This is a genomic window from Actinoplanes sp. NBRC 101535 (assembly GCF_030269225.1).
GTDB lineage: Bacteria > Actinomycetota > Actinomycetes > Mycobacteriales > Micromonosporaceae > Actinoplanes > Actinoplanes rectilineatus.
Genome location: NZ_BSSY01000007.1, coordinates 313804 through 332910, shown reverse-complemented (window position 1 = coordinate 332910; position 19107 = coordinate 313804). Strand labels below are relative to the sequence as shown.

Sequence of the window (19107 nt, the reverse complement as noted above, 5' to 3'; positions counted from 1 at the left end):
AGGAGATCGTCATGAACACGACCGTCGTCATCGGGTACGACCCCATGGGAGAACACCTGCTGCAGGCCGTGGTCGACGCGCTGACCGCGGCCGGCCACCCGTACGAGGTGACCCCCGGATCCGGTGTGGAGAACTACCCGGACGTCGCGTGGCAGACCGCCGTCAAGGTCGCCGACGGCGGGTACCACTCCGGGGTGCTGATGTGCGGCACCGGCCTCGGCATGAGCATCACCGCCAACAAGGTCCCGGGGATCCGGGCCGCCCGCTGCGGTGACACCTACAGCGTCGAGAAGGCCCGCCGGAACTCCGCGGCGAACGTCCTCACCCTGGGCGCCGAACTGACTCCGCCCGCCCTGGCGGCGACCCTGATGCGGACCTGGCTGGCGCACGACTTCGACTCGGCCCGCTCGGTGCCGAAGATCAAGCGCATCGACGAGCTGGCCGGGTTCGCCGGCGCCCGCCGATGACGGTTCCCCCCGCCGCCGCGCCCGCCGCGTGGATCGTCGGTGCCGGTGGCATCGGTGCCGCGATCCGCGACCGGCTCGCCGGGGAGTACCGCACGGTCACCTTCGACCGGGCCGGCGAACCGGACCACATGGTCGACGTCCGTGACCGGTCGGCGCTGAGTAAGGCCACCCGGGACGCGGCGGACCGGTACGGCCCGCCGCGGGTCGTGGTGCTCGCGTTCGGCACGGTCTCCCCGGCCACCGTGGAGGACGCCGGCCCGGACGAGGTCGCCGACGTGGTCGGCGACAACCTGATCGGCTGCGTGAACGTGCTGCACGCCGTCCACCACACGCCCCGCGCGCAGACCTGCACCGCGGTCGTCGTCTCCTCGAACGCCGCGCACCTCGCCCGCCCCCGGCAGCCGCTGTACGCCGCGACCAAGGCCGCCGTGACGAGCCTGGTCCGCAGCCTGGCCGTGGGCTGGGCGCCGGAGGGCATCCGCCTGATCGGGGTGCTCCCCGGCACGGTGACCGTGCCCCGCAACGCGGACCGGGTGGCCGGCCAGTACCCGGACGCGCCCCGGGACCCGTCACGCCCCGGCGGCCGTCTGGTCCAGCCGGCCGAGCTGGCCGGATTCGTCGCCGGGCTGCTGCCGTACGCCGGCCACCTCACCGGACAGTCGCTGACCTTCGACGGCGGCAGCACGCTGGGAGCCGCCCGGTGATCACCACCGCCGTACGCCGGGACACCCCGGCCGCGGTCCAGGCACTCGCCGCGGTCCCCGGGGTGCTGGTCGCCACCTGGGGCAGCACCGCCCGCAACGAGGAGACGCCGCTCAGCGACGTGGACCTGCTGTGCTGGAACCCCACCGGCGCCGCACTGCCCGAGGTCACCGTGGCCGGCGGCTACCTCGACCTGGTGGTCTGCACCGGTGACGCCGCCGCGCTGGCGTCCTGGGCCCGGGCGAACGCCACCGACCTGCACGCGGTGATGTTCAGCCGGCCGGCCGGCGGCGACCCCCGGTTGCTGCCCGCCTTCCAGGAGGTCGTCGCCGGGCTGTGGAACGACACGGCACTGCGGGCCCGCGAGGTCCTGCACCTGCTGGCGACCACGACCGCGCTGCCCCGGGTGCACGGCTCGGCGCTGCTGCGCCCGGAGAAGTTCGGGCCGGGCGGCACCCGCGGCTGGTCGGCGCTCGGGGAGTGCGCGTCCCTGCTGGACGGCCGGGTACGGCACCGGTCGACGGCGACCGCGCTGGCGGCCCTCGCGGCGGCCGGCGACGTGGACGGCGACGCCGCGGACTCCTTCGCGGCGGCGATGCGGCTACGCCGGGAGTGCGAGGCCGGCACGCGGTCCTTCGACGGGGTCTCGGCGGAGGCGTACCTGTCGTCGGCCCGCCGGCTGCTGCACCGCCACGACGACTGGCTGCGCACCCACGCCGGGGACGAGACCCGGGTCATGCGGAGCGTCTTCGCCGCCCGGTCCGGCGCCGAGGTCGCCGGACTCCTCGACACCGCGCACGGCGGCAGCTGGTGGGTGCGCCACGCCGCCCTGATGAACGCGCACACCGGCGACGCCACGCTGCGCCGGATCATCCGCGACACCCGGCACTCCGGCGCCTGGTGGGCGGACCGCAACCTCGTGCTGTACGCCGTCCGGCACCCGAACGCGTCGGCCGCGCTGCTCGACGACGTCGTCCGGGCCTGCCCCGAACTGCGGCTCATGGACCTGGAGGCGGTCCGGCAGCGCCGGGCGACCCTCGCCTTCACCGATCACCACACCCCCTCCGTTCAAGGAAAGCAGGAAGTCCGATGACCATCCGTCTGTTCTGTCCCCAGTGCCCGGACCGCACCCCGGCGACCGACGACCTCGTCCGCTACGCCTGCGGTGACTGCGGCGGCCGACTGGAGCTGCGTCTGCCCGCCCCCGGCCCGTTCCGCGACCTGGTCGACGAGAGCCGCGGCCTGCCGTGGCGCTACCCGGACCTGATCCCGGTCGACTACGAGCCGGCCCTGGACGACGGCGTCGCGCCGCGTGTGGTCCGCAGCACGCTGATGGAGTCGCACCTGGGCGTCGAGGAGGTGTGGCTCGTCGACTGCACCCTCCTCGGCACCGGCACCTTCAAGGACCTGGAGGCGGCCGTCGTGCTCGCCGCCGCCAAGCAGCTCGGCCTGCACGACGTGTCGGTGCACTCCACCGGCAACACCGCCCTGGCCTACCGGCACTACGCCATCCGCGCCGGGGTGTCCTGCGCCAGTTACATCCCCGAACTCAACCTCGGCAAGCTCGGCGACATCGAAGCCGACCCGGATCAGCCGATCTACACGCTGACCTGTGACTACGCGCACCTGTCCGGGGAGGCCAAGAAGGCCGCCGCGGCGGCCGGGCGCCACCACCTGGCCCCGATCGACTGGAAACTGGAGGGCAAGGCGGCGCTGGCGTCGGTCATCTACGAGGCCGCGCCGCGCACCGACACGATCGTGCAGACCGTCGCCGGCGGATACGGCCCGCTCGGCTACGAGGTCGGCTTCCACCGGCTGGCCCGCATCGTCGAGGAACCGTCCGGGGTACTGACCGACCGGCGCTACCTGATGTACCAGCCGGGCGACGCGGACACCCTCACCTGGGCGTGGCAGAACGACGTGACCGAGGTGACCCAGGACGAGCTGCGCCTGCCGGACGAGCCGTACGAACCGACCCTCCAGTCGACGAACCCGGTGGCCACCCTGCCGCAGCTGCGCCGCGAACTGCCCGAGGGCACCGAACTGCACTCGGTCGACGCCGAGGACGTCGAGGGCCTGCGCCCGGTCGTCGACGAGATCCTCGCCGAAGCGGGCATCGCCCTCGACTACACCCGGGAGAAGTCGGCGTACATCTCCCTGGCCGGCATGCTCAAGTCCCGGCTCGACCCGGGCGCGCGGGTCGCGGTGATCGTCTCCGGTTCCCGGGCGTTCCAGGCCCCGGCCGGTCTCGAGGTGACCCAGCGGCTGGAATCGTGAGGACCGCCGAGCATCCGATCTTCGCCGACTACCGCGACAGCGACCCCCGCGCGGCACTTCGGGAGATGACCGCGCGGCCGGTGTCGGTGGAACCACGGACCGGCGCCCTGATCGTCACCGCCCATCCCCTGGTCCAGCGGCTGCTGCTGGATCCGGGGCTGACGAACATGCCGCAGCGGGATCCCCTCGACGGGTTGCCGCCGGACCGGATCGCCCTGCACCGGCCGGTCACCGACTTCTTCCGCGCCTGGGGCGGGCACCACGCCGAGGTACGCCGCCGTCTGCTCCCGATCTTCGGCCGCCACCATCTGAACCCGTTGCTGCCCCGGTTGCGCGAGACCGCCGGGGAACTCCTGCGGGGGCTGCGGGCGACGGCGGAACCGGCCGACTGGGTGCGCGACTTCTGCCGGCCGTACTGCCTGGCCGTACTCGGGGCGGTGTTCGGTGCCTCGGACCACGACATGGACGTCCTGGCCCGGTCCACCGACGGCCTGATGGCGTACGTGGCGAAGTCCGGCTCGGCCCGCGACGACGACCTGGCCGTCCGGGCCCGGGCGTCGATCGAGCAGGCGGGCGCCGCGGTCCGGGCGATCGTCCTGGACGCGCCGGCCTCCGAACTCGCGGTGGCCCTGCGGTCGATCGCCGACGACCCGGCGCTGGGCCGCCCGGTGGCCGTCGCGGTCGCCGTGCAGATCATCACCGGGACGATGGATCCGCTGACGACGGCGCTCACCGAGACACTGCTGCACCGGGCGGACCCGGGTGCCGGCTTCACCGACGAGGTGCTGCGCCTGAGCTGCCCGTTCCGGTTCGCGGTCCGGTACGCGACCCGGGACATGGAGGTCGAGGGGCACCGGGTCCGGGCCGGGCAGCGGGTGCTGCTCGTGCTCGGCGCCGCCAACCTCGACGAGGACGTCTTCCCGGAACCGCTGGAGTTCCGGCCGGACGGGCGGGAGAACCGGCATCTCGCGTTCGGCCGGGGCGCCCACATGTGCATCGGCTCGGGCCTGGCCCGCGCCGCGATCGGTGTGGCGGCCGACGCCCTCGCCACGGCGGACGTCACGGTCGAGGCGGACCCGGCCACCCTGCGCCGGGCCGGGCACCTCGGCGCCGACCAGATCCTGGGCCTGACGGTCCGGGCCCGTTGACCCGGCCGCGCCCCGCGCCGCGGGAGGCCCGCCCTCCCGCGGCCGGTGCCGTCGTGGTGTTCGACCTGATGGGCACCCTGCTGCACGATCCCTACCGGACCGCGTACGCCGAGGCGGCCGGCCGTACGTTCGAGGAGTTCGACCGGGCCCGCTCCCCCGCGTTGTACGACCGGTTCGAACGCGGGGTCATCGACGAGGACGAGTACTGGCGGGGGCTGCGCGCCGCCGGGGTCGACCTCGACGTGCCCCGTTTCCACGCCCTGCGCCGGGGCGGGTACCACTGGCTCGACGGGATGCGATCGGTGCTCGACGGTTGTTGCGCCGTCCGGCGTACGGTGGTCGGCTCGAATTATCCGGTGTGGATAAAGGATGTTCTGCCGCTTCTGCCGGACCGGGTCGCGGGCGTCTTCGCCTCCTGCGATCTCGGGGCCCGCAAGCCCGATCCCCGCTTCTACCTGCGACTCGCCCGACGGGTCGGCTGCTCGCCCGCCGACCTGGTGCTCGTCGACGACAAACCCGAGAATGTGCGGGCGCTCCGGGAAATGGGAGGAGAGGGAATACATCACGTTTCCGCCGGGAACACGATAATGGGCCTCGAAATGATTTTCGATTTCCCTGGATGAATGGATGGGAGGACTGTAAGAATCTCGTGAAGTCACCGCGCCGACGTTGACACGGCGATCGGGGTGGCGGCACCATGATCACTCGATTCGGCCCCACACCCGGGGCGCGGAAGCGTGAGGAGCTGATCAGCCGGTGCACGCTGGCTCGCGTGAGCAGGACCTCGCTCCGACGCCCGGTCAGGTGTCCGTCTACCGATGGCTCGCCCTCAACGACTGGCAGTGGGATTCCGTCCGAGCATGCTCGGACCTCGAGATGTCAGCCGACGAGGCGCAGGCCGGCCTACGCCGATGCGTCGACGCCGGCCTGCTCCGGGAGGACCCCACCATCCCCGGCCGGCACGTCGCCGTCGACCCCGACCTGGTGGCCACCGTGATGGCCACACCGATCGAACAGGAGATCCGCGAACGCCAGGAACGGCTGCGCTCCCTGCGCGAGGGCCTCGGCGCCCTGCGCCTGGACTACCTGGACAGTCGGCGGCGCAGCAGCGGCCTGGTCGAACACATCCCCGGCATCGCCGGCGTCCGGGCGTTCATCGAACAGGCCTCCGAGGAGTGCCGCAGCGAGATCCTGTCCAGCCAGCCCGGCGGCAACCGGGTGCCCGAGGCCATGCAGGAGGCGATGGCCCGGGACATCCGGCAGGTCAAACGGGGCATCCGGATAAGGACGCTGTACCACCACACCGCCCGCTTCGACGGGCCGAGCCAGGCGTACGTGGCCGCGATGTCCGGCCTCGGCGCGGAATACCGCACCGTCCACAAACTGTTCGGCCGGCTGATCATCTTCGACCACGAGTCGGTGCTGCTGCCCGACATCCACGGCTCGGGCGGCGCCGTCCTGGCCCGGGAGACGTCGATCGTCCACTACCTGCGTGAAGTCTTCGAACAGACCTGGGAAGACGCCAAACCCTTCTCCGACGCGGCGTCCGACGGCCTGCAACGGGTCGCCGAGGAGATCGACAGCACGATCGTCGGGCTCCTCGGCGCCGGGCTGAAGGACGAGACCATCGGCCGGCGGCTCGGCATGTCACTGCGGACCGTCCGCCGGCACGTCGCCGACATCATGCAGGAACTGGGCGCGGAGAGCCGCTTCCAGGCCGGCGTCCGCGCCGCGCAGACCGGGATGCTGGCCGCCGGGGACCTCGCCGGGATGGACACCATCAAGCTGCCAGACAGTTAACTGACGGGACCGCGGGCAGCGCCGGGGACGATCATGGCGCCAGCATGTCCTGAGCCCCGCCAGCCCGAGGAGATGGTCCCGCCGTGTCAGCCCCCACCGTCCCCGGCCCGCCCGGCCGCCTCAAGCCGCTCACCGCGACGGAGCTGCGCGTCCTCGAGGCGCTGGCGGGCGGGGCCACCAGCCTGCAGATCGGCCTGCGACTGCATCTGAGCCGGCAGGGCGTCGACTACCACGTCAACCGGCTGCAGCGGTCACTGCGGGCGCGCAACCGTGCCTCGCTCATCTCCCGCGCGTACGTGCTCGGCGTGCTGCGCGCCGATGCCTGGCCGCCCCGGGCGTCCGGCGGCTCTCACCAGCGCGGACCAGCCTGAAACCGCCCGGCTCACCAGCGTGGACCGGCCTGGAACTGTTCGGCCAGCGCACACAGGCGGTGGATCCCCCGCTCGGTCGCCTCCGCGTCCACCCCGAAGTCGACCAGGCAGGCCACCTCGCCGACCCCGCGGGCGGCGAGGGCGTCGAGCCGGGCGTGCAGGGTCGCGGCGCCGCCGATCAGCCCGTGCCGTGCCTGCACGTCCCGCACCGCCCGCTCTACCGCGGCCTCGGACCGCACCGCCCGCCCGGTCGTCGCCGCGGACCGCATCGCACCTTCGACACTCGCCCCGGACCGCGCCGCACCCTCGACACTCGCCCCGGACCGCGCCGCATCCTCGGACCGCACCGCACCCTGGGCACAAGCCCCGGACCGCGCCGCGCCATCGGGCCGCGCCGTACCCTCGGCACACGCCCCGGACCGCACACCGCGGCGCAGATGGCGGCGCAGCGGCTCCGTGGTCGCCGCGACCGCCTCCCGGTCACTGGCGCCGGCGAACGCGTACATGAGGACGGCAGGACCCGGCCGGTCACCGCGCAGTGCGCTCCAGCGGGTGAACGCGGCACTGCCCACCTGGCCCGGCGTGGTCAGCACCCGCGCGGACGACCGGTCCAGCTGCCGCCACTGCGCCGCGGTCCGCGCGACCATCCAGACCGGCAGCTCGGCCGCCCCGGGCCACTGGCGGCACACCTCGTCGACGTCGCGCAGACCGGTGGCCCCGGCCGCGGCGAAGGCCAGCTCGACCCGCCCGCCGGAGAGACCGTCCACGACGGACCAGTTGCCGACCAGGCGTTCCCGGCTGGGCACCGGGGTCTGGATGCCGTAACCGCGGATCCCGACGGTCGCGGTGTGCACCGCGACGGCCGCGGCGAACACCGCCGGATCGGCGGACGGGCACCCGGTGCCGTCCGGTATCCAGATCGCCCGGATCGGGCTGTCGTCGACGAGCCGGGCCAGGTCCAGCAACATCCGTAAGCCGTCCTCGCCGAGGCCGCCCCGGGCGGCGAGATCGAAGACCAGGCTGAATCGCATCGACGTTCGGGTCCCTCCGGGCATGCGGTCGTCCCTCCCGGCAAGGGCCCCACGGTGGCGGGCCGGGAAGGTGAGGCCCCGACGATGGCACACCCGGCGCTGGCCTAGGGCAAGAGAGTGCGGCCACCCGCGACACCAAAGACGATCAATGCCCTTTTCGCCCCCGATGTGGTAGCTCACCTTCATGCTTGACCGTTTGGTGACGCCGCCCACCCCTCACCCCCGGCCCCCGATCCTTGCGAATCTTGTCGGGCACCACCGAACGCCCGATCAACCAGGGAGTCACCGATGAAACGACTGATCGCCGCAGCCTTCTTCCTCGCACTGGTGGGCGGCGCGGTCCTCACGGGAACGGCACAGCCCGCCGCCACCGACGTCCCCACGGTGTCGACCGGAGAGCTCGTTCCCAACCCCGGCACCACGACCGACACCAGCTGGGGCGGCTGACCGGCGAGCCCGCCGGGGCATCGACCACAGCTGATCACGAAGGCGGCGCCCACCGGGTGCCGCCTTCACCTTTCCGACCCTCTCCGATCAGTCCCCAAAGTGACATCAGTCTATTTTTTGACGGAGCGGCGCTCTACTTTCCCCATAGGAAACTTCCACACGTCCACGGGGAGAGAGAAATGGCCGTACCACTGACAGGATTCGAAGCGATCACCTCCCGGCAGCGCGACGAATTCCAGCGCTGGGGGATCCTGCTGATCCGGCAGGCGATCACCGAGACGCAGCGGGCCCGCCTGGAAGCCGCCGTCGACCGGGTCTACGACGAGGAACGCACCGCCGGCAACCTCCGCGCCGACGGCACCCTGCACCTGCGCGGGTTCCTGCCCCGCGACGAGGCGTTCGGCGAACTCCTCACCACGCCCGGCACCTTCCCGTACGTGTGGGGCCTGGCCGGATGGAACATCTATTCTCACCACAACCACCTCGACGTCACCCCGCCGAACCCGGACGACACCCTGCCCGCCTGGGGATGGCACCAGGACGGATTCCGGCAGAACTCCGACCCCGAGGTGTACGGCCAGCCGCGCCCGATGATGTCGCTGAAGGTCGCGTACGTGCTGTCCGACCTGTCGCAGCCCGGCCGCGGCGCGACCAGGGTGATCCCCGGCAGCCACCTGAACAACACCCTGGAACGCACCGACGACGAGCCGCACGGCGCCATCGAGATCACCGCGAACCCGGGCGACGCGTTCATCTTCGACCGCCGGCTGTGGCACTCCCGCTCCGTCAACCGCAGCACCGTCACCCGCAAGATCCTGTTCGTCGGGTACACGTACCGCTGGGTCAGGCCCCTGGACGACATGCCGATCGACCGCAACAGCCCGTGGTGGCGCAACCGCACCCCGCTGCAGCGGCAGTTGGCCGGCGACTCACCGAACGCCGCGAACCACTGGGGCATCGGCGGCGACGGCTACGTCGACGAGCGGATCCCCCTGCGCCACGAACTCTCCGCGCGAGGCCTGCTGGACCGCTCGGTCCCCTGGCTACGCTGACCACGCGACACGCCCTGCCCGCTCGGACCGCTCCGGCGCCTCGAGATCATCGGCCGGGTTGCGGGCGGGTCCGACGAGACGCCCGCGTTCCCCTCGGAACGGCTACCGCAGGTGCAGGGTCCGGGCGGGGGCGGCGTCGCGACGGGGGCGCAGCAGCAGGGTGTCGCCGTCACGGACGACGATCGGGTCGGTCCAGCGCTCGGCGGGGCCCGGCTCGAACAGGTGCGTGCGGGCGTGGGCGGCGTCGTACACCAGCAAGGATCTGATCTGGTGAACCAGGGTGCCCATCGCGTAGGACTGGGCCGGATGATCGTCCGGCCCGGCGGCCTGGACGGTGTAGAAACGGTCGTCGAGCCAGCGGCCGCAACCGTCCAGGGTGTGGTCCGCGCCGACCCGCACGCCGTCGACCCAGAGCATGCCGCCCGCCGGGCTCTCCCACCACAACACGGCCCGGTGCCGGTCGCCGGCGCTGAAGTCGACCCAGGCGAAGCCGCCGGGATGCGTCAGGTGGTACGCGTCGCAACCACCGGGCAGCGGGCCCTCCCGGCGGACCCGGCGGTCAGTGTCGCCGGCGCGGGGCCGGGAGCAGATCTCCGGGCCGCGACAGGCCCGGTCGATGCGGCGGGTGCAGCCGAACCCGGCGGCGGCGAAGTCGCGGGGCTCGGCCCGCACGGACGCCGCGACCAGTTCGTCCCGGCCGAGGTGAGGGTGCAACTCCACCGGCCGAGTATCCCACCGCCGATCATCCGGCTCCACTGACCGAAAAGGAGGGTGACGTGCACTCACCGTCACCGATATCTTGCCCGGATGGACGCGCCGCTGCTGAGCATGCCCGCCTACATGCCGGGCACCACGTTGAACGACACCACCCGCCAGTTGTGCGCGGCGCCGTACCTGAATCCCGGCTTCGGCAACGCGGTGATCCGGGAGGTGGTCGAGTCGGAGTGCAAGGCCGTGCCACCCTCCTACGGCTTCGACCTGGACCCGGTGGTCCGGCACTGCCTGCGCGCCCGGCGTCTGATGCTTCTCCGGTACGGCCTGGTCACCGCACTCCTGATCATCGGCCTGTGTGTGAACCCGCTGGCCACCATCGGCTGGCTGCTCGTCTGCGCGGTCGTCGTCGGCGCCCGGTCCGCGCTGCTGCGGGAGTTGCCGCCGGCAGTCCGGCTGGCCGTCGTCACCGGGCTCGTCGGGGTGTTGTCCTGCTTTGCTGGTTACCTGGTCCTCTCGTACGTGGCGAGCAGCCTGGTCGGCTCGTTCAGCGACGACTTCGGGTACCCCACCGACAGCGTGCCGGTGAGTGGCAGCCTGGTCAGCGCCGGTTTCCTGCTCGCCCCGGTGCTGCTGACCGGGGCCATGTTCCTGACGCTGTTCCTGTCCCGCCGGCACGTCTACGGCGTCCTCGTCACCGAGCTGGCCCCCGGCATCGCCCCGGTCGTGCCGCGCAGCAACAATCCGCGGGTCGAGTGGCGGCTCGGCGTGGTCGCCGCCATGCAACGCGGCAACATCTGCGTGCAGGACATCGACCCGTTCGCCGGCGCCGGGTGGAACGAGCACAGCTGGTCGTTCGCCACGTCGCTGAAGGCCCGGGACGGCGGCGCGCCGGTGCAGATCGACAGCGCCGCCCTGAACCAGCGGGTCCACGACGTGATCATCGCGTTGCGGCATCCGTCGCTGCGGGAGGGCGAGCGGATCCCGAACATCTACGTGGTTCCGTACGTGGCGGCGGACGGCAACCGACGACGCGACGATCCGCTGATCGACCCGCAGACCCGCACCCCGCGCACGCTGGCGTCCCCGGAGACCATCGCGGCGATCATGACCAATCCGCAGGGTGGGCTGCGGCACTACCTGCGGGCCGTCGTCCCCGCCAACGGCAAGGAGATCCGCACGCCGGACGGCCGGCTCGTCCTGCCGGCGCAGGACTCCGGGATCGGCGTCACCGCGTTCGTGCACCTGGCCGTCGAGGGCGGCATGCTGTACACCGAGTTCGTCTGCACCGTGATGCCGCAGGTGCACCCGCTCTACCAACTGGTCGACAACCTGCGCGCGGAACGCATCCCGGTGCACGCCGCCTGGGACACCCTGCTCACGTTCGCCCACGACAACCTGCTCGGGCCACGCTATCTGGCCACGCTCGCCTGGGACATGATCTGGCTGCCCGGCCGGATGGCCCGGCACGGACGACGGGCCGACCACTACAAGTTCTACGACTACGGGGCGCATTTCAGCGTACGCGAGCTCGCCGCGCAGCGGCCCACGGTGAAGTTCATGCAGCACCTGGACGCGGAGAAGTACATCAAGTTGCTCGACCGCACGGTCAGCGAGACCGTGCTCGACTTCCTCGACGAGCAGGGCGTCGACACCACCGAACTGCGTCAGGCGGTCACGATGGTGTCCATCGACAACATGACCATCCACGGCGGACAGCAGAGTTTCGGCGGCACCAACACCAACATCCAGAACAACCGCCCGGCCGCCACCCGGGCCCGCCCCACCGGAGGACCCCGTGCCTGACCAGCACCTGAACATCGGCAGCATGAACATCAGCGGCGGCCAGCAGTCCCTCGGCGGCCGGAACACCAACATCCAGAACAACTACGCCGCACCGGCCGACCAGGTCCGCGACCTGCTCGCCGCGATCCGCGACCACCACCCCGACCCGGTCTATGCCGGCGCTCAGGTCGCCGCCATCACCGAGGACATCAGGGAGGGTACGCCGGAAGCCCGCACCCGCGTCCAGGACCGCCTGCGGGCGCTCGCCTCCAGCGCCGCCGACGTCCAGGAAGTGACGACGGCCGGTCTCGTCCTCGGCGGTCTGATCGCCGCGAACTGGCCGTTCTAGACATGTTTCGTGGTCAGGGTGCGAAGCCCATCCGCGTGGTGACTTCGGGCGCGCTGGACGCCCGAAGTCACCACACCCCTGGTGGTGTGGTGAATACGGGCGCGCTGGACGCCCGAAGTCACCACACCCCTGGTGGTGTGGTGAATACGGGCGTGCTGAGCGCCCGAAATCACCACGCTGTTGTGGGTGTGGTGAATACGGGCGCGCTGAGCGCCCGAGATCACCACAGAGGCAGACCCTGACTGCGAAAGTGCCTAGATGTCGTCGCGGGTGTGGGACGGCAGGCCCAGTTCGGCGGCGACCGGGTTCCACCGGTCCAGGAACGCCTGCTTGGCGGTGCCGGCACGTTTCGACGCGGACTGGCCGCGGGAGTAATCGGCCCGCCGTGCGGCGCTGTCGGTGCAACTGCCGGCGGCGGCCGGTTCGGCCCAGTCGACGAACGCCGCGTCCGCGTCCAGCGAGTGCTGCAGGGCGGTGACCAGCGCCGACCGGATGCCCTCGCCGTCGCTCAGCGCGGACAGGTCGGCGGCGCCGGCCTCGCCGATCTGGTCGCGGCGTTCCTCGCCCACCTCGCGCATGTCGGCGAGCGCCCCGGACAGTCCCGTGCAACGGTGCACCCGGTCGATGGCCTCGTTGAGTTTGTCCCGGGTGACGCCGCTGCGCCGGAGCAGCCCGTCGACAGCCCGGCCCTGCGCCACCGGATCGGCGGTCTCCTGCGCGAGGGTCTCGGTCACCTCAGGCGAGGGCGAGAACGAGGACGAAGGCGGGGACACCACCGACGGCTCCACCGGCGGCACCACGGTGACCGTGGCGACCGGGTTGTCCTGGTCACCGGCGACCGGCGCGTCCGGCTCCCCCGGCTCGCGGACGACCAGCCCGATGATCACCGCGATCAGCACGGCCACCGTCACCCCGGCCACGATCGGGAGCAGGCGACCCCGGGGCCGGCGCAGGTCGGGCCCGAACCGCGGATCGGGTCCGGACCGCGGGTCCGGCGTGGACCGCGGATCGGGCCCTGATCGCGGATGCGGCGCAACCATCGGCACGGTCGCCGCGTCCAGCACGCTGTTGCACCGGGCGCACACCGCCGCGGCGGGATCGTTCTCTAGGCCACAGGTGAGACACACCATCGGGCAACCCTATCGATGGATCATGATGCCGGACACACCCGCAGGACTGATCCAGGCTGGCCTTTCGGTGTGATTCCCGCGCCTCAGCGGGCGACCGGCACGACAGTCGGCGTGCTGTCGTCCGCCTCTCAGCGGGCGACAGCCGCAACCGGTGCCACCGTCAGTGTTCCGGCATCCGCGTCGAGGACGGCCGGCACACCCAGTCCCAGGGCGATCTGCTGCTCGCCGTGTCCGAACGGGAGGCCACCGAGCAGCGGAACGCCGAGCGCCCCGAGCTGCTCGGACAGCACCTGCGGGTCCCGGAACGCGTCGTCGAGGTCGGCGAGCCGCTCCTCATCGGTCCCGGCCGGGTAGAAGTGCCGGCGCAGCACGTTGTCACCGGCCCGGACCCGCAAACCCCAGCCGGTCAGGGTGCGGGTGGCCGCCTCGACCAGTTCCGGCGGCACCCATCCACACCGCGCGACCAGCGCCACCACATCACCGGATCACAGCGGCTGAGGAGAAGTCATGACGTGATTCGATCACGGTCGTAGCCGGCGCGGGCCTGCTGGATCCGGGGCAGGTTGGTGGTGCTCCACGCCATCAGCGGGGCCGCGGCCGCCAGCATCTCGCTGCCCAGCGGGCTCAGCGCGTAGCTGACGTTCGGCGGCATCACGGCGTGGACGGTCCGGGTCACCAGGCCGTCGCGTTCCAGGCCGCGCAGCGTCGCCGTCAGCATGCGCTGGCTGATGCCGTTCAGGCCCCGTTTGATCTCGGTGAACCGGCGCGGGCCCGGCATCAGCGAGTGCAGCACGACCAGCGTCCATTTGTCGGCGACGATGGCCTTGCATCCGCCTTCGCGGGACGGCTCGCTCATGCTGGTTACCTCCAGGGAACCGGGGCAGAAAAAAGTGCCTGATTGCCGGAGGAACCCTCTCCGGCCGAGGATCATTCCTGCGGCGCCGCATCTCCGCACGTTCCGAATCCCACAGGGAGATGCTTTTCCATGGGCAAGACCTATCTTCTGGTGCACGGCGCCTGGCACTGCGGGCAGGCCTGGGCGCGGGTGGTTCCGCTTCTGGGCCGGTCCGGCCACCGCGTTCTCACACCCACCCTTTCCGGGTACGGGGAGAAGACGCACCTGTTCGGCCCGGAGGTCGGCCTCGGCACCCACACCGACGACATCGTCGACCTGATCCTCGCCGAGGACCTGACCGAGGTGATCCTGGTCGGTCACAGCTACGCGGGAATGGTCATCGCCAACGTGGCGAACCGGGTACCGGAGCGGATCGCCGAACTGGTCTTCCTGGACGCCATGGTGCCGGTGCACGGCGAGACGGCCGCCGACGTCATGCCGATCACGAAGGCGCTGATCGACGCGGCGGCCGGAACCCGCGAGCCGTGGCGGATCCCGCCGCTGCCGGAGATGCCGGGGCACGGGTTGTTCGGCGTGACCGATCCGGCCGACGTCGCCTGGGTTCGGAGCATGCTCGGCGACCAGCCGGTCCGCTGCCTCACCGAGCCCGTCCGGCTGGACGATCCGGCGGCGGATGCGGTTCCGCGTACCCATATCCACTGTGTCGGCAGTGAGCCGGAAGGGTTCGCACGGCGCCCGGCCACCTCAGGGCGGGTCTGGGAGCTGACGTCCGGGCACGACTGCATGATCACGGTGCCGGCCGAGTTGGCCGCGCTGCTGCTGCGGGTCGCAGGCTGATCCGGAACGGACCACCCCGGCCGTCACGTTCCGCGGCCAGGGCGCGAACCCCGTCCGCGTGGTGACTTCGGGCGCGCTGAGCGCACCGTCGTAAAGCGTGGTGACTTCAGGCGCGCTGGGCGCCCCAAATCACCACACCGTCGTAAAGCGTGGTGACTTCAGGCGCCCTGAGCGCCCGAAGTCACCACGCGGAGACTGAACCACGAAACGTGTCTATGAGGCGTCCAGGGCCACCGCGATGTCCGAGACGTCCAGCGGGAAGACACCGACGCTCGACGCTGTGCCGGTCAGCGGGTCCACCATGTACAGCGTCTGGTAACCGCCGACCGTCAGCACCGCGAACGCCGTGTTCGACACGGTCTTGCCGCCGCTCAGGTCGCTGAAGATGTCGATGCCGGCGTCCAGTGCCGCGTCGACGCCCAGGTTACCGGTGGGGGCCAGGAAGCCGTTGTTGGCCGGGGACTGGATGACCAGCTGGTCGGTGGTGGTGTTGATGTCGAACAGGGTGGTGGCGGTACTGCCGTCCAGGTCGTTGTTGGTGTACGCCGCCGCCGTCACCCCCTTGGCCGGACCGGTGGCCGGCGGCGTGGTCAGGGTGGTGTCCTCCAGGGTGGTGTGGTCGGCCAGGTTGTGCCGCAGGTTCTGCCCGTTGTCGCTGATCACCCGGAGCCGGTCGGCGGCCGGGTTGAAGTCCACCCCGAACCTGGTGCCGTAGAGCGCCACCTGCAGCTGGGACACCTTGGTGGCGGCGGTGCTCGTCAGGCTGATGACGTAGATGCCGCCCTGGTTGCCGACGGCGTACACCTTGCCGTCCTGGACGCGGATGTCGATGCCGATGACCGCGGTGTCGCCGGCGAGTCCGGTGATCCGGCGTACCCAGTCGTTGCGGTCCGGCGTGTTCGTCCAGAACGCCAGCATCAGGGTGCCGTTGCCGGCGATGCCGAACGCCTGCAGGGACGGCGCGGTGGCGGCCGCGCTGCTGCCGGGCTGCCCGGCGATCACGGCTGCGGTGGTGGTGACGAGGACGGCTGCGGAGGCGGCAAGCTTGCGGAAACGCGTTGAACGATTCATGCATCGAAAACTAGGAATGCGGAATGGAGCGGGACTGGACGCGGAATGGAGCGGTCACCAGCCGGGCGCGCCGATCGCCGCATACCCGCTGCGGGCCTGTTCCCGGTGATGCTCGGCGGCGCCCGGGTCGCCGAGCGCCTCGGCGGCCCGGGCCAGGCCGGCGTGGGCGCGGGCCGTCTCGTAACGGTCGCCGGTGCCGGTGGCCAGGGCGAGGGCCGCCCGGTGGTGGTCGCGGCCGTCGGCGGGCTGCCCGGTGACGGTGAGGACCTCGCCGAGGCTGTTGGTGACGCGGGCCTCGCCGGCGCGTTCACCGAGCCGCTGGAAGATCTCCAGGGCCTCGCGGAGGAAGACGGTGTCCTGGGTGACCGCGCCCAGACCGTCCAGGGCCAGGGCGGTTCCGGCGCGCTCGTTCGTCCGCCGGAAGATCGCCAGCGCTTCGCGGTGCACCCGGGCCGCGCGCCGGGTGTCGCGTTGCCGAGCGGCGATGTCACCGAGGCTGACCAGGGCGTACCCCTCGCCGACCGCGTCACCGATGTCGCGGCAGATCCGGGCGGACTCGCTGAGATAGGCGGCGGCCTGCTCGTCGTGGCCCTGCCGCCTGAACACCTGGCCGAGGTTGCCGAGCGCCCGTGCCTCGGCCGCCCGGTCGCCGGTGAGACGGCACAGGGCCAGTGACTCGCGCAGCCGGTCGGCGGCGTCGTCGTACCGGCCCCGCCACTGGTCAACGTGTCCGAGATTGCCCAGCGCACGGGCCTGCGCCGCGTGGTCGCCGCAGGCTCGGGCCAGGGTGACCGCGCGCCGCAGCACCGTTTCCGCGCGCTCGTAGTGTCCCTGCTGGACGTCCATCACCGCGAGGTTGGTCAGCAGTTGCGCCTCCGCGGCGGTGTCACCGGTCAGCCGGGCCGCGCGGACCGCGTGCTCGTGCATCACGACCGCTTCCGGATAGTGCCCGCCGCTCTCCAGGTAACGCAGCAGCGTCAGGGTGAGACCGACGGCGTGCCCGGGGCGGCCGTGGACCGCGGTGTGCGCCACCAGCGCCACCAGGTTGTCGCGTTCCCGGTCGAGCCAGGCCTGCGCCCCGGCGGTGTCACCGACCGGTGGGACCGGCGCGTCCGGCTGCTCGACGCGGGGCCGCCGGTGCTGCTCGGCCGGGTGGAGGGTGTCCATCGCCCTGGTCGCGGTGTACAGCACGGCGTCGGCGTGCCGGCCGAGTGCCTGGTCGCCCTCACCTCTTTCCCGATCTTTGGCGTACGCGCGGAGCAGGTCGTGCTGGGTGTACCGGCCGGCGGTCACCGGCTGGACCAGATGTGCCCGGGCCAGTACCTCCAGCAGCGCGGCCGCCTCGGGGACGTCGGTGCCCAGCAGGGCCGCGGCGGCGTACCCGCCGGTGTCCGGTCCGGGCACCAGTCCGAGCAGCCGGAACGCGCGGGCCGCGGCCGGTGGGAGTTGCCGGTAGGACCAGGAGAACACGGCCCCGACCCCGGTGTACGGGTCACCGTCCGCGTTCAGCAGTTCCAGGCGGCGGCTCTCGTCGGCGAGTTCGGCGACCAGGTCCCGCAGCGGCGTCTCCGGTCGCCCGGCCGCCCGCTCCGCGGCGATCCGCAACGCCAGTGGCAGCCGCGCGCACCGGCCGATCAGGTCGGACGCGGCCGCCGGGTCGTCACGCACCCGGTCACCGATCAGCCGGGTGATCAGGGTCAGCGCCTCACCACCGGGCAGCAGCGGCACGACCAGGCGGCCCGCGCCGTGCCGGGCGACCAGTCCGGGCAGCATGTCGCGGCTGGTCACCACGACCGCGCAGGACGCGGTGCCGGGCAGCAGCGGGCGGATCTGCTCGACGGTGGCGGCGTTGTCCAGCACGACGAGCATGCGACGGCCGTCGAGCAGGCTCCGGTACGCGGCCGCGCGGTCGTCGCGTCCGGGCGGGATGTCACCGCCGGGCATGCCGAGCGCGCGGAGGAACCCGGCGAGGGCGTCCTCCGGGCTCATCGGGGCCTCGGTGTCGTAGCCGCGCAGGTTGACGTGCAGCTGACCGTCCGGGAACCGGGCCCGGGCCCGGTGCGCCCAGCGGACGGCGAGCGCGGTCTTCCCCACACCCGCGGTGCCGCAGACCGTCACGATGACCTGGTCGCCGCCGGTGACCAGGCGATCCAGGGCGGCGAGTTCACCGTCGCGTCCGGTGAACCCGGCGACGACCGCGGGGAGTTGAGCGGGCTTCGGGCGTACCCCCTCATCGGTGGTGATCGTGGGGGCCGGCGGGGATTCCCCGGTGGTCGCGGCCGGTTCGCGCAGCAGGGCCGTGTGGGCGGCGGCCAGCTCCGGCCCGGGGTCGACGCCCAGTTCGTCGGCGAGGCGGTGCCGGATGTCGTGGAAGGTCGCGAACGCCTTGGCCCGCCGCCCGGCCGCCGTGTAGGCGCGGATCAGCCGGGCCTGGCCGGCCTCGTCGAGCGGCTGGGCCGCGGCCGCCTCCTCCAGCGCGGGCAGCACCTCGGACACCGCGCCCAGCGCGATCATCAACTCGCCGTAGCGGCCCACCGCGACGTGCCGTTCCTCGGCCAGCGCAAGGATCTTGGGGTGTCCGGCGAGGGCCGGCACGTCCATCAGCGGCGCACCCCGCCACTGGGCCAGCGCCTCGGCCAGCATCCGTGCCGCGGTGCGCAACTCGCCGGTACGCTGCGCGGCCGCCGCCTCTGCCAGCAGCCGCCGGAAGCACAGCAGGTCCAGGTTGGCGTCCGAGACGCGCAGGGCGTAGCCGTCGCCGACCCGGGGCAGCACGGCGCTGTGCGAGCGGAACGCCCGGCCCGGCTCCAACAGCCGGCGCAGATGCTTGACGTGGGTCTGGATCACGTTGGCGGCACTCGGTGGCGGCCGGTCACCCCACAGCGCCCCGATCAGCTCGGCCTGGCCCAGCGGCTGACCACCCGCCACCGCGAGCAGGCCCAGCACCGCGCGCCGGCCGGCCGAGGTGAGCTCCACCGGCGCGTCGCCGAGCCAGGCGCGGACCGGGCCCAGCACCTGAATCCGCACGCTCCCACCCCCGGCGTACGACCCCACCCCCGGCGCCCAGCGCAGT

General features: G+C 72.2%; 19 protein-coding genes and 2 pseudogenes. 13 read left to right on the top strand and 8 right to left on the bottom strand.

Annotation, left to right across the window (positions count from 1 at the left end):
* The first annotated feature begins 11 nt into the window (after positions 1-11).
* The 8 genes from QSK32_RS21780 (at position 12) to QSK32_RS21745 (ending at position 6765) form a co-directional block, all read left to right on the top strand.
* Positions 12-467 carry an RpiB/LacA/LacB family sugar-phosphate isomerase gene (locus tag QSK32_RS21780; RefSeq protein WP_285472958.1) on the top strand — a complete coding sequence of 152 codons (456 nt, stop codon included), beginning with the start codon at positions 12-14 and terminating at the stop codon, positions 465-467.
* The gene (locus tag QSK32_RS21775) at positions 464-1171 is read left to right on the top strand and encodes an SDR family NAD(P)-dependent oxidoreductase (protein ID WP_052720580.1); all 708 of its coding nucleotides are present in this window, start codon (positions 464-466) and stop codon (positions 1169-1171) included. The genes QSK32_RS21780 and QSK32_RS21775 overlap by 4 nt, the downstream gene beginning before the upstream one ends.
* On the top strand, positions 1168-2262 hold the full coding sequence (locus QSK32_RS21770; protein WP_285472957.1) for a nucleotidyltransferase family protein: 1095 nt from the start codon (positions 1168-1170) through the stop codon (positions 2260-2262). The genes QSK32_RS21775 and QSK32_RS21770 overlap by 4 nt, the downstream gene beginning before the upstream one ends.
* Positions 2259-3446 (top strand): pyridoxal-phosphate dependent enzyme, encoded by a 1188-nt coding sequence (locus QSK32_RS21765; protein WP_285472956.1) that lies wholly within the window; start codon positions 2259-2261, stop codon positions 3444-3446. Before QSK32_RS21770 ends, QSK32_RS21765 begins: the two co-directional genes overlap by 4 nt.
* Positions 3443-4594 carry a cytochrome P450 gene (locus tag QSK32_RS21760; protein WP_285472955.1) on the top strand — a complete coding sequence of 384 codons (1152 nt, stop codon included), beginning with the start codon at positions 3443-3445 and terminating at the stop codon, positions 4592-4594. The genes QSK32_RS21765 and QSK32_RS21760 overlap by 4 nt, the downstream gene beginning before the upstream one ends.
* Positions 4591-5217 (top strand): HAD-IA family hydrolase, encoded by a 627-nt coding sequence (locus tag QSK32_RS21755; RefSeq protein WP_285472954.1) that lies wholly within the window; start codon positions 4591-4593, stop codon positions 5215-5217. Before QSK32_RS21760 ends, QSK32_RS21755 begins: the two co-directional genes overlap by 4 nt.
* Positions 5218-5350: 133 nt before the next feature.
* Positions 5351-6394 carry a helix-turn-helix transcriptional regulator gene (locus tag QSK32_RS21750; protein WP_285472953.1) on the top strand — a complete coding sequence of 348 codons (1044 nt, stop codon included), beginning with the start codon at positions 5351-5353 and terminating at the stop codon, positions 6392-6394.
* An 83-nt stretch (positions 6395-6477) separates the two neighbouring features.
* Positions 6478-6765: a helix-turn-helix domain-containing protein gene (locus QSK32_RS21745; protein ID WP_052720582.1), complete on the top strand. Its 288-nt coding sequence runs from the start codon at positions 6478-6480 to the stop codon at positions 6763-6765.
* Between the two features lie 11 nt (positions 6766-6776).
* Here QSK32_RS21745 and QSK32_RS21740 read toward each other — a convergent pair whose 3' ends face one another.
* Positions 6777-7796 (bottom strand): LLM class oxidoreductase, encoded by a 1020-nt coding sequence (locus QSK32_RS21740; protein WP_285472952.1) that lies wholly within the window; start codon positions 7794-7796, stop codon positions 6777-6779.
* Between the two features lie 288 nt (positions 7797-8084).
* Between QSK32_RS21740 and QSK32_RS21735 the strand changes: the two genes are divergently transcribed.
* The gene (locus QSK32_RS21735) at positions 8085-8243 is read left to right on the top strand and encodes a hypothetical protein (RefSeq protein ID WP_157411120.1); all 159 of its coding nucleotides are present in this window, start codon (positions 8085-8087) and stop codon (positions 8241-8243) included.
* 179 nt (positions 8244-8422) lie between these two features.
* The gene (locus QSK32_RS21730; protein ID WP_045743592.1) at positions 8423-9295 is read left to right on the top strand and encodes a phytanoyl-CoA dioxygenase family protein; all 873 of its coding nucleotides are present in this window, start codon (positions 8423-8425) and stop codon (positions 9293-9295) included.
* A 102-nt stretch (positions 9296-9397) separates the two neighbouring features.
* Here QSK32_RS21730 and QSK32_RS21725 read toward each other — a convergent pair whose 3' ends face one another.
* Positions 9398-10015: a hypothetical protein gene (locus QSK32_RS21725; RefSeq protein ID WP_285472951.1), complete on the bottom strand. Its 618-nt coding sequence runs from the start codon at positions 10013-10015 to the stop codon at positions 9398-9400.
* 87 nt (positions 10016-10102) lie between these two features.
* Between QSK32_RS21725 and QSK32_RS21720 the strand changes: the two genes are divergently transcribed.
* Both QSK32_RS21720 and QSK32_RS21715 read left to right on the top strand, forming a co-directional pair.
* Positions 10103-11812 carry an AbeC-like domain-containing protein gene (locus QSK32_RS21720; RefSeq protein WP_285472950.1) on the top strand — a complete coding sequence of 570 codons (1710 nt, stop codon included), beginning with the start codon at positions 10103-10105 and terminating at the stop codon, positions 11810-11812.
* On the top strand, positions 11805-12140 hold the full coding sequence (locus QSK32_RS21715) for a hypothetical protein (protein ID WP_045743594.1): 336 nt from the start codon (positions 11805-11807) through the stop codon (positions 12138-12140). Before QSK32_RS21720 ends, QSK32_RS21715 begins: the two co-directional genes overlap by 8 nt.
* A 254-nt stretch (positions 12141-12394) precedes the next feature.
* Here the strand turns inward: QSK32_RS21715 and QSK32_RS21710 are convergent, their stop codons facing one another.
* The 4 genes and pseudogenes from QSK32_RS21710 to QSK32_RS21700 form a co-directional block, all read right to left on the bottom strand.
* On the bottom strand, positions 12395-13270 hold the full coding sequence (locus QSK32_RS21710; protein ID WP_157411121.1) for a hypothetical protein: 876 nt from the start codon (positions 13268-13270) through the stop codon (positions 12395-12397).
* Between the two features lie 128 nt (positions 13271-13398).
* A pseudogene (locus QSK32_RS45525) lies at positions 13399-13560 on the bottom strand (LD-carboxypeptidase); the annotation flags it as partial.
* A gap of 9 nt (positions 13561-13569) precedes the next feature.
* Positions 13570-13743 (bottom strand): annotated as a pseudogene (locus QSK32_RS45520) (LD-carboxypeptidase); the annotation flags it as partial.
* 32 nt (positions 13744-13775) lie between these two features.
* Entirely contained in the window at positions 13776-14126 is a 351-nt protein-coding gene (locus tag QSK32_RS21700; RefSeq protein ID WP_285472948.1) for a winged helix-turn-helix transcriptional regulator, read from the bottom strand.
* Between the two features lie 129 nt (positions 14127-14255).
* On the opposite strand from QSK32_RS21700, the gene QSK32_RS21695 reads away from it, so the two are divergent.
* Entirely contained in the window at positions 14256-14963 is a 708-nt protein-coding gene (locus QSK32_RS21695; RefSeq protein WP_285472947.1) for an alpha/beta fold hydrolase, read from the top strand.
* 213 nt (positions 14964-15176) lie between these two features.
* Here the strand turns inward: QSK32_RS21695 and QSK32_RS21690 are convergent, their stop codons facing one another.
* Positions 15177-16034 carry a DUF4394 domain-containing protein gene (locus QSK32_RS21690; RefSeq protein ID WP_285472946.1) on the bottom strand — a complete coding sequence of 286 codons (858 nt, stop codon included), beginning with the start codon at positions 16032-16034 and terminating at the stop codon, positions 15177-15179.
* Between the two features lie 54 nt (positions 16035-16088).
* Positions 16089-19061: an AfsR/SARP family transcriptional regulator gene (locus tag QSK32_RS21685; protein WP_285472945.1), complete on the bottom strand. Its 2973-nt coding sequence runs from the start codon at positions 19059-19061 to the stop codon at positions 16089-16091.
* Positions 19062-19107 lie beyond the last annotated feature (46 nt).

Bases quoted from the DNA above. Each gene is read 5' to 3' on its own strand.
- QSK32_RS21695 (WP_285472947.1), top strand. From the start codon at position 14,256: ATGGGCAAGACCTATCTTCTGGTGCACGGCGCCTGGCACTGCGGGCAG.
- QSK32_RS21720 (WP_285472950.1), top strand. From the start codon at position 10,103: ATGGACGCGCCGCTGCTGAGCATGCCCGCCTACATGCCGGGCACCACG.
- QSK32_RS21775 (WP_052720580.1), top strand. From the start codon at position 464: ATGACGGTTCCCCCCGCCGCCGCGCCCGCCGCGTGGATCGTCGGTGCC.
- QSK32_RS21740 (WP_285472952.1), bottom strand. From the start codon at position 7,796: ATGCGATTCAGCCTGGTCTTCGATCTCGCCGCCCGGGGCGGCCTCGGC.
- QSK32_RS21765 (WP_285472956.1), top strand. From the start codon at position 2,259: ATGACCATCCGTCTGTTCTGTCCCCAGTGCCCGGACCGCACCCCGGCG.
- QSK32_RS21700 (WP_285472948.1), bottom strand. From the start codon at position 14,126: ATGAGCGAGCCGTCCCGCGAAGGCGGATGCAAGGCCATCGTCGCCGAC.
- QSK32_RS21690 (WP_285472946.1), bottom strand. From the start codon at position 16,034: ATGAATCGTTCAACGCGTTTCCGCAAGCTTGCCGCCTCCGCAGCCGTC.
- QSK32_RS21730 (WP_045743592.1), top strand. From the start codon at position 8,423: ATGGCCGTACCACTGACAGGATTCGAAGCGATCACCTCCCGGCAGCGC.
- QSK32_RS21710 (WP_157411121.1), bottom strand. From the start codon at position 13,270: ATGGTGTGTCTCACCTGTGGCCTAGAGAACGATCCCGCCGCGGCGGTG.
- QSK32_RS21735 (WP_157411120.1), top strand. From the start codon at position 8,085: ATGAAACGACTGATCGCCGCAGCCTTCTTCCTCGCACTGGTGGGCGGC.
- QSK32_RS21780 (WP_285472958.1), top strand. From the start codon at position 12: ATGAACACGACCGTCGTCATCGGGTACGACCCCATGGGAGAACACCTG.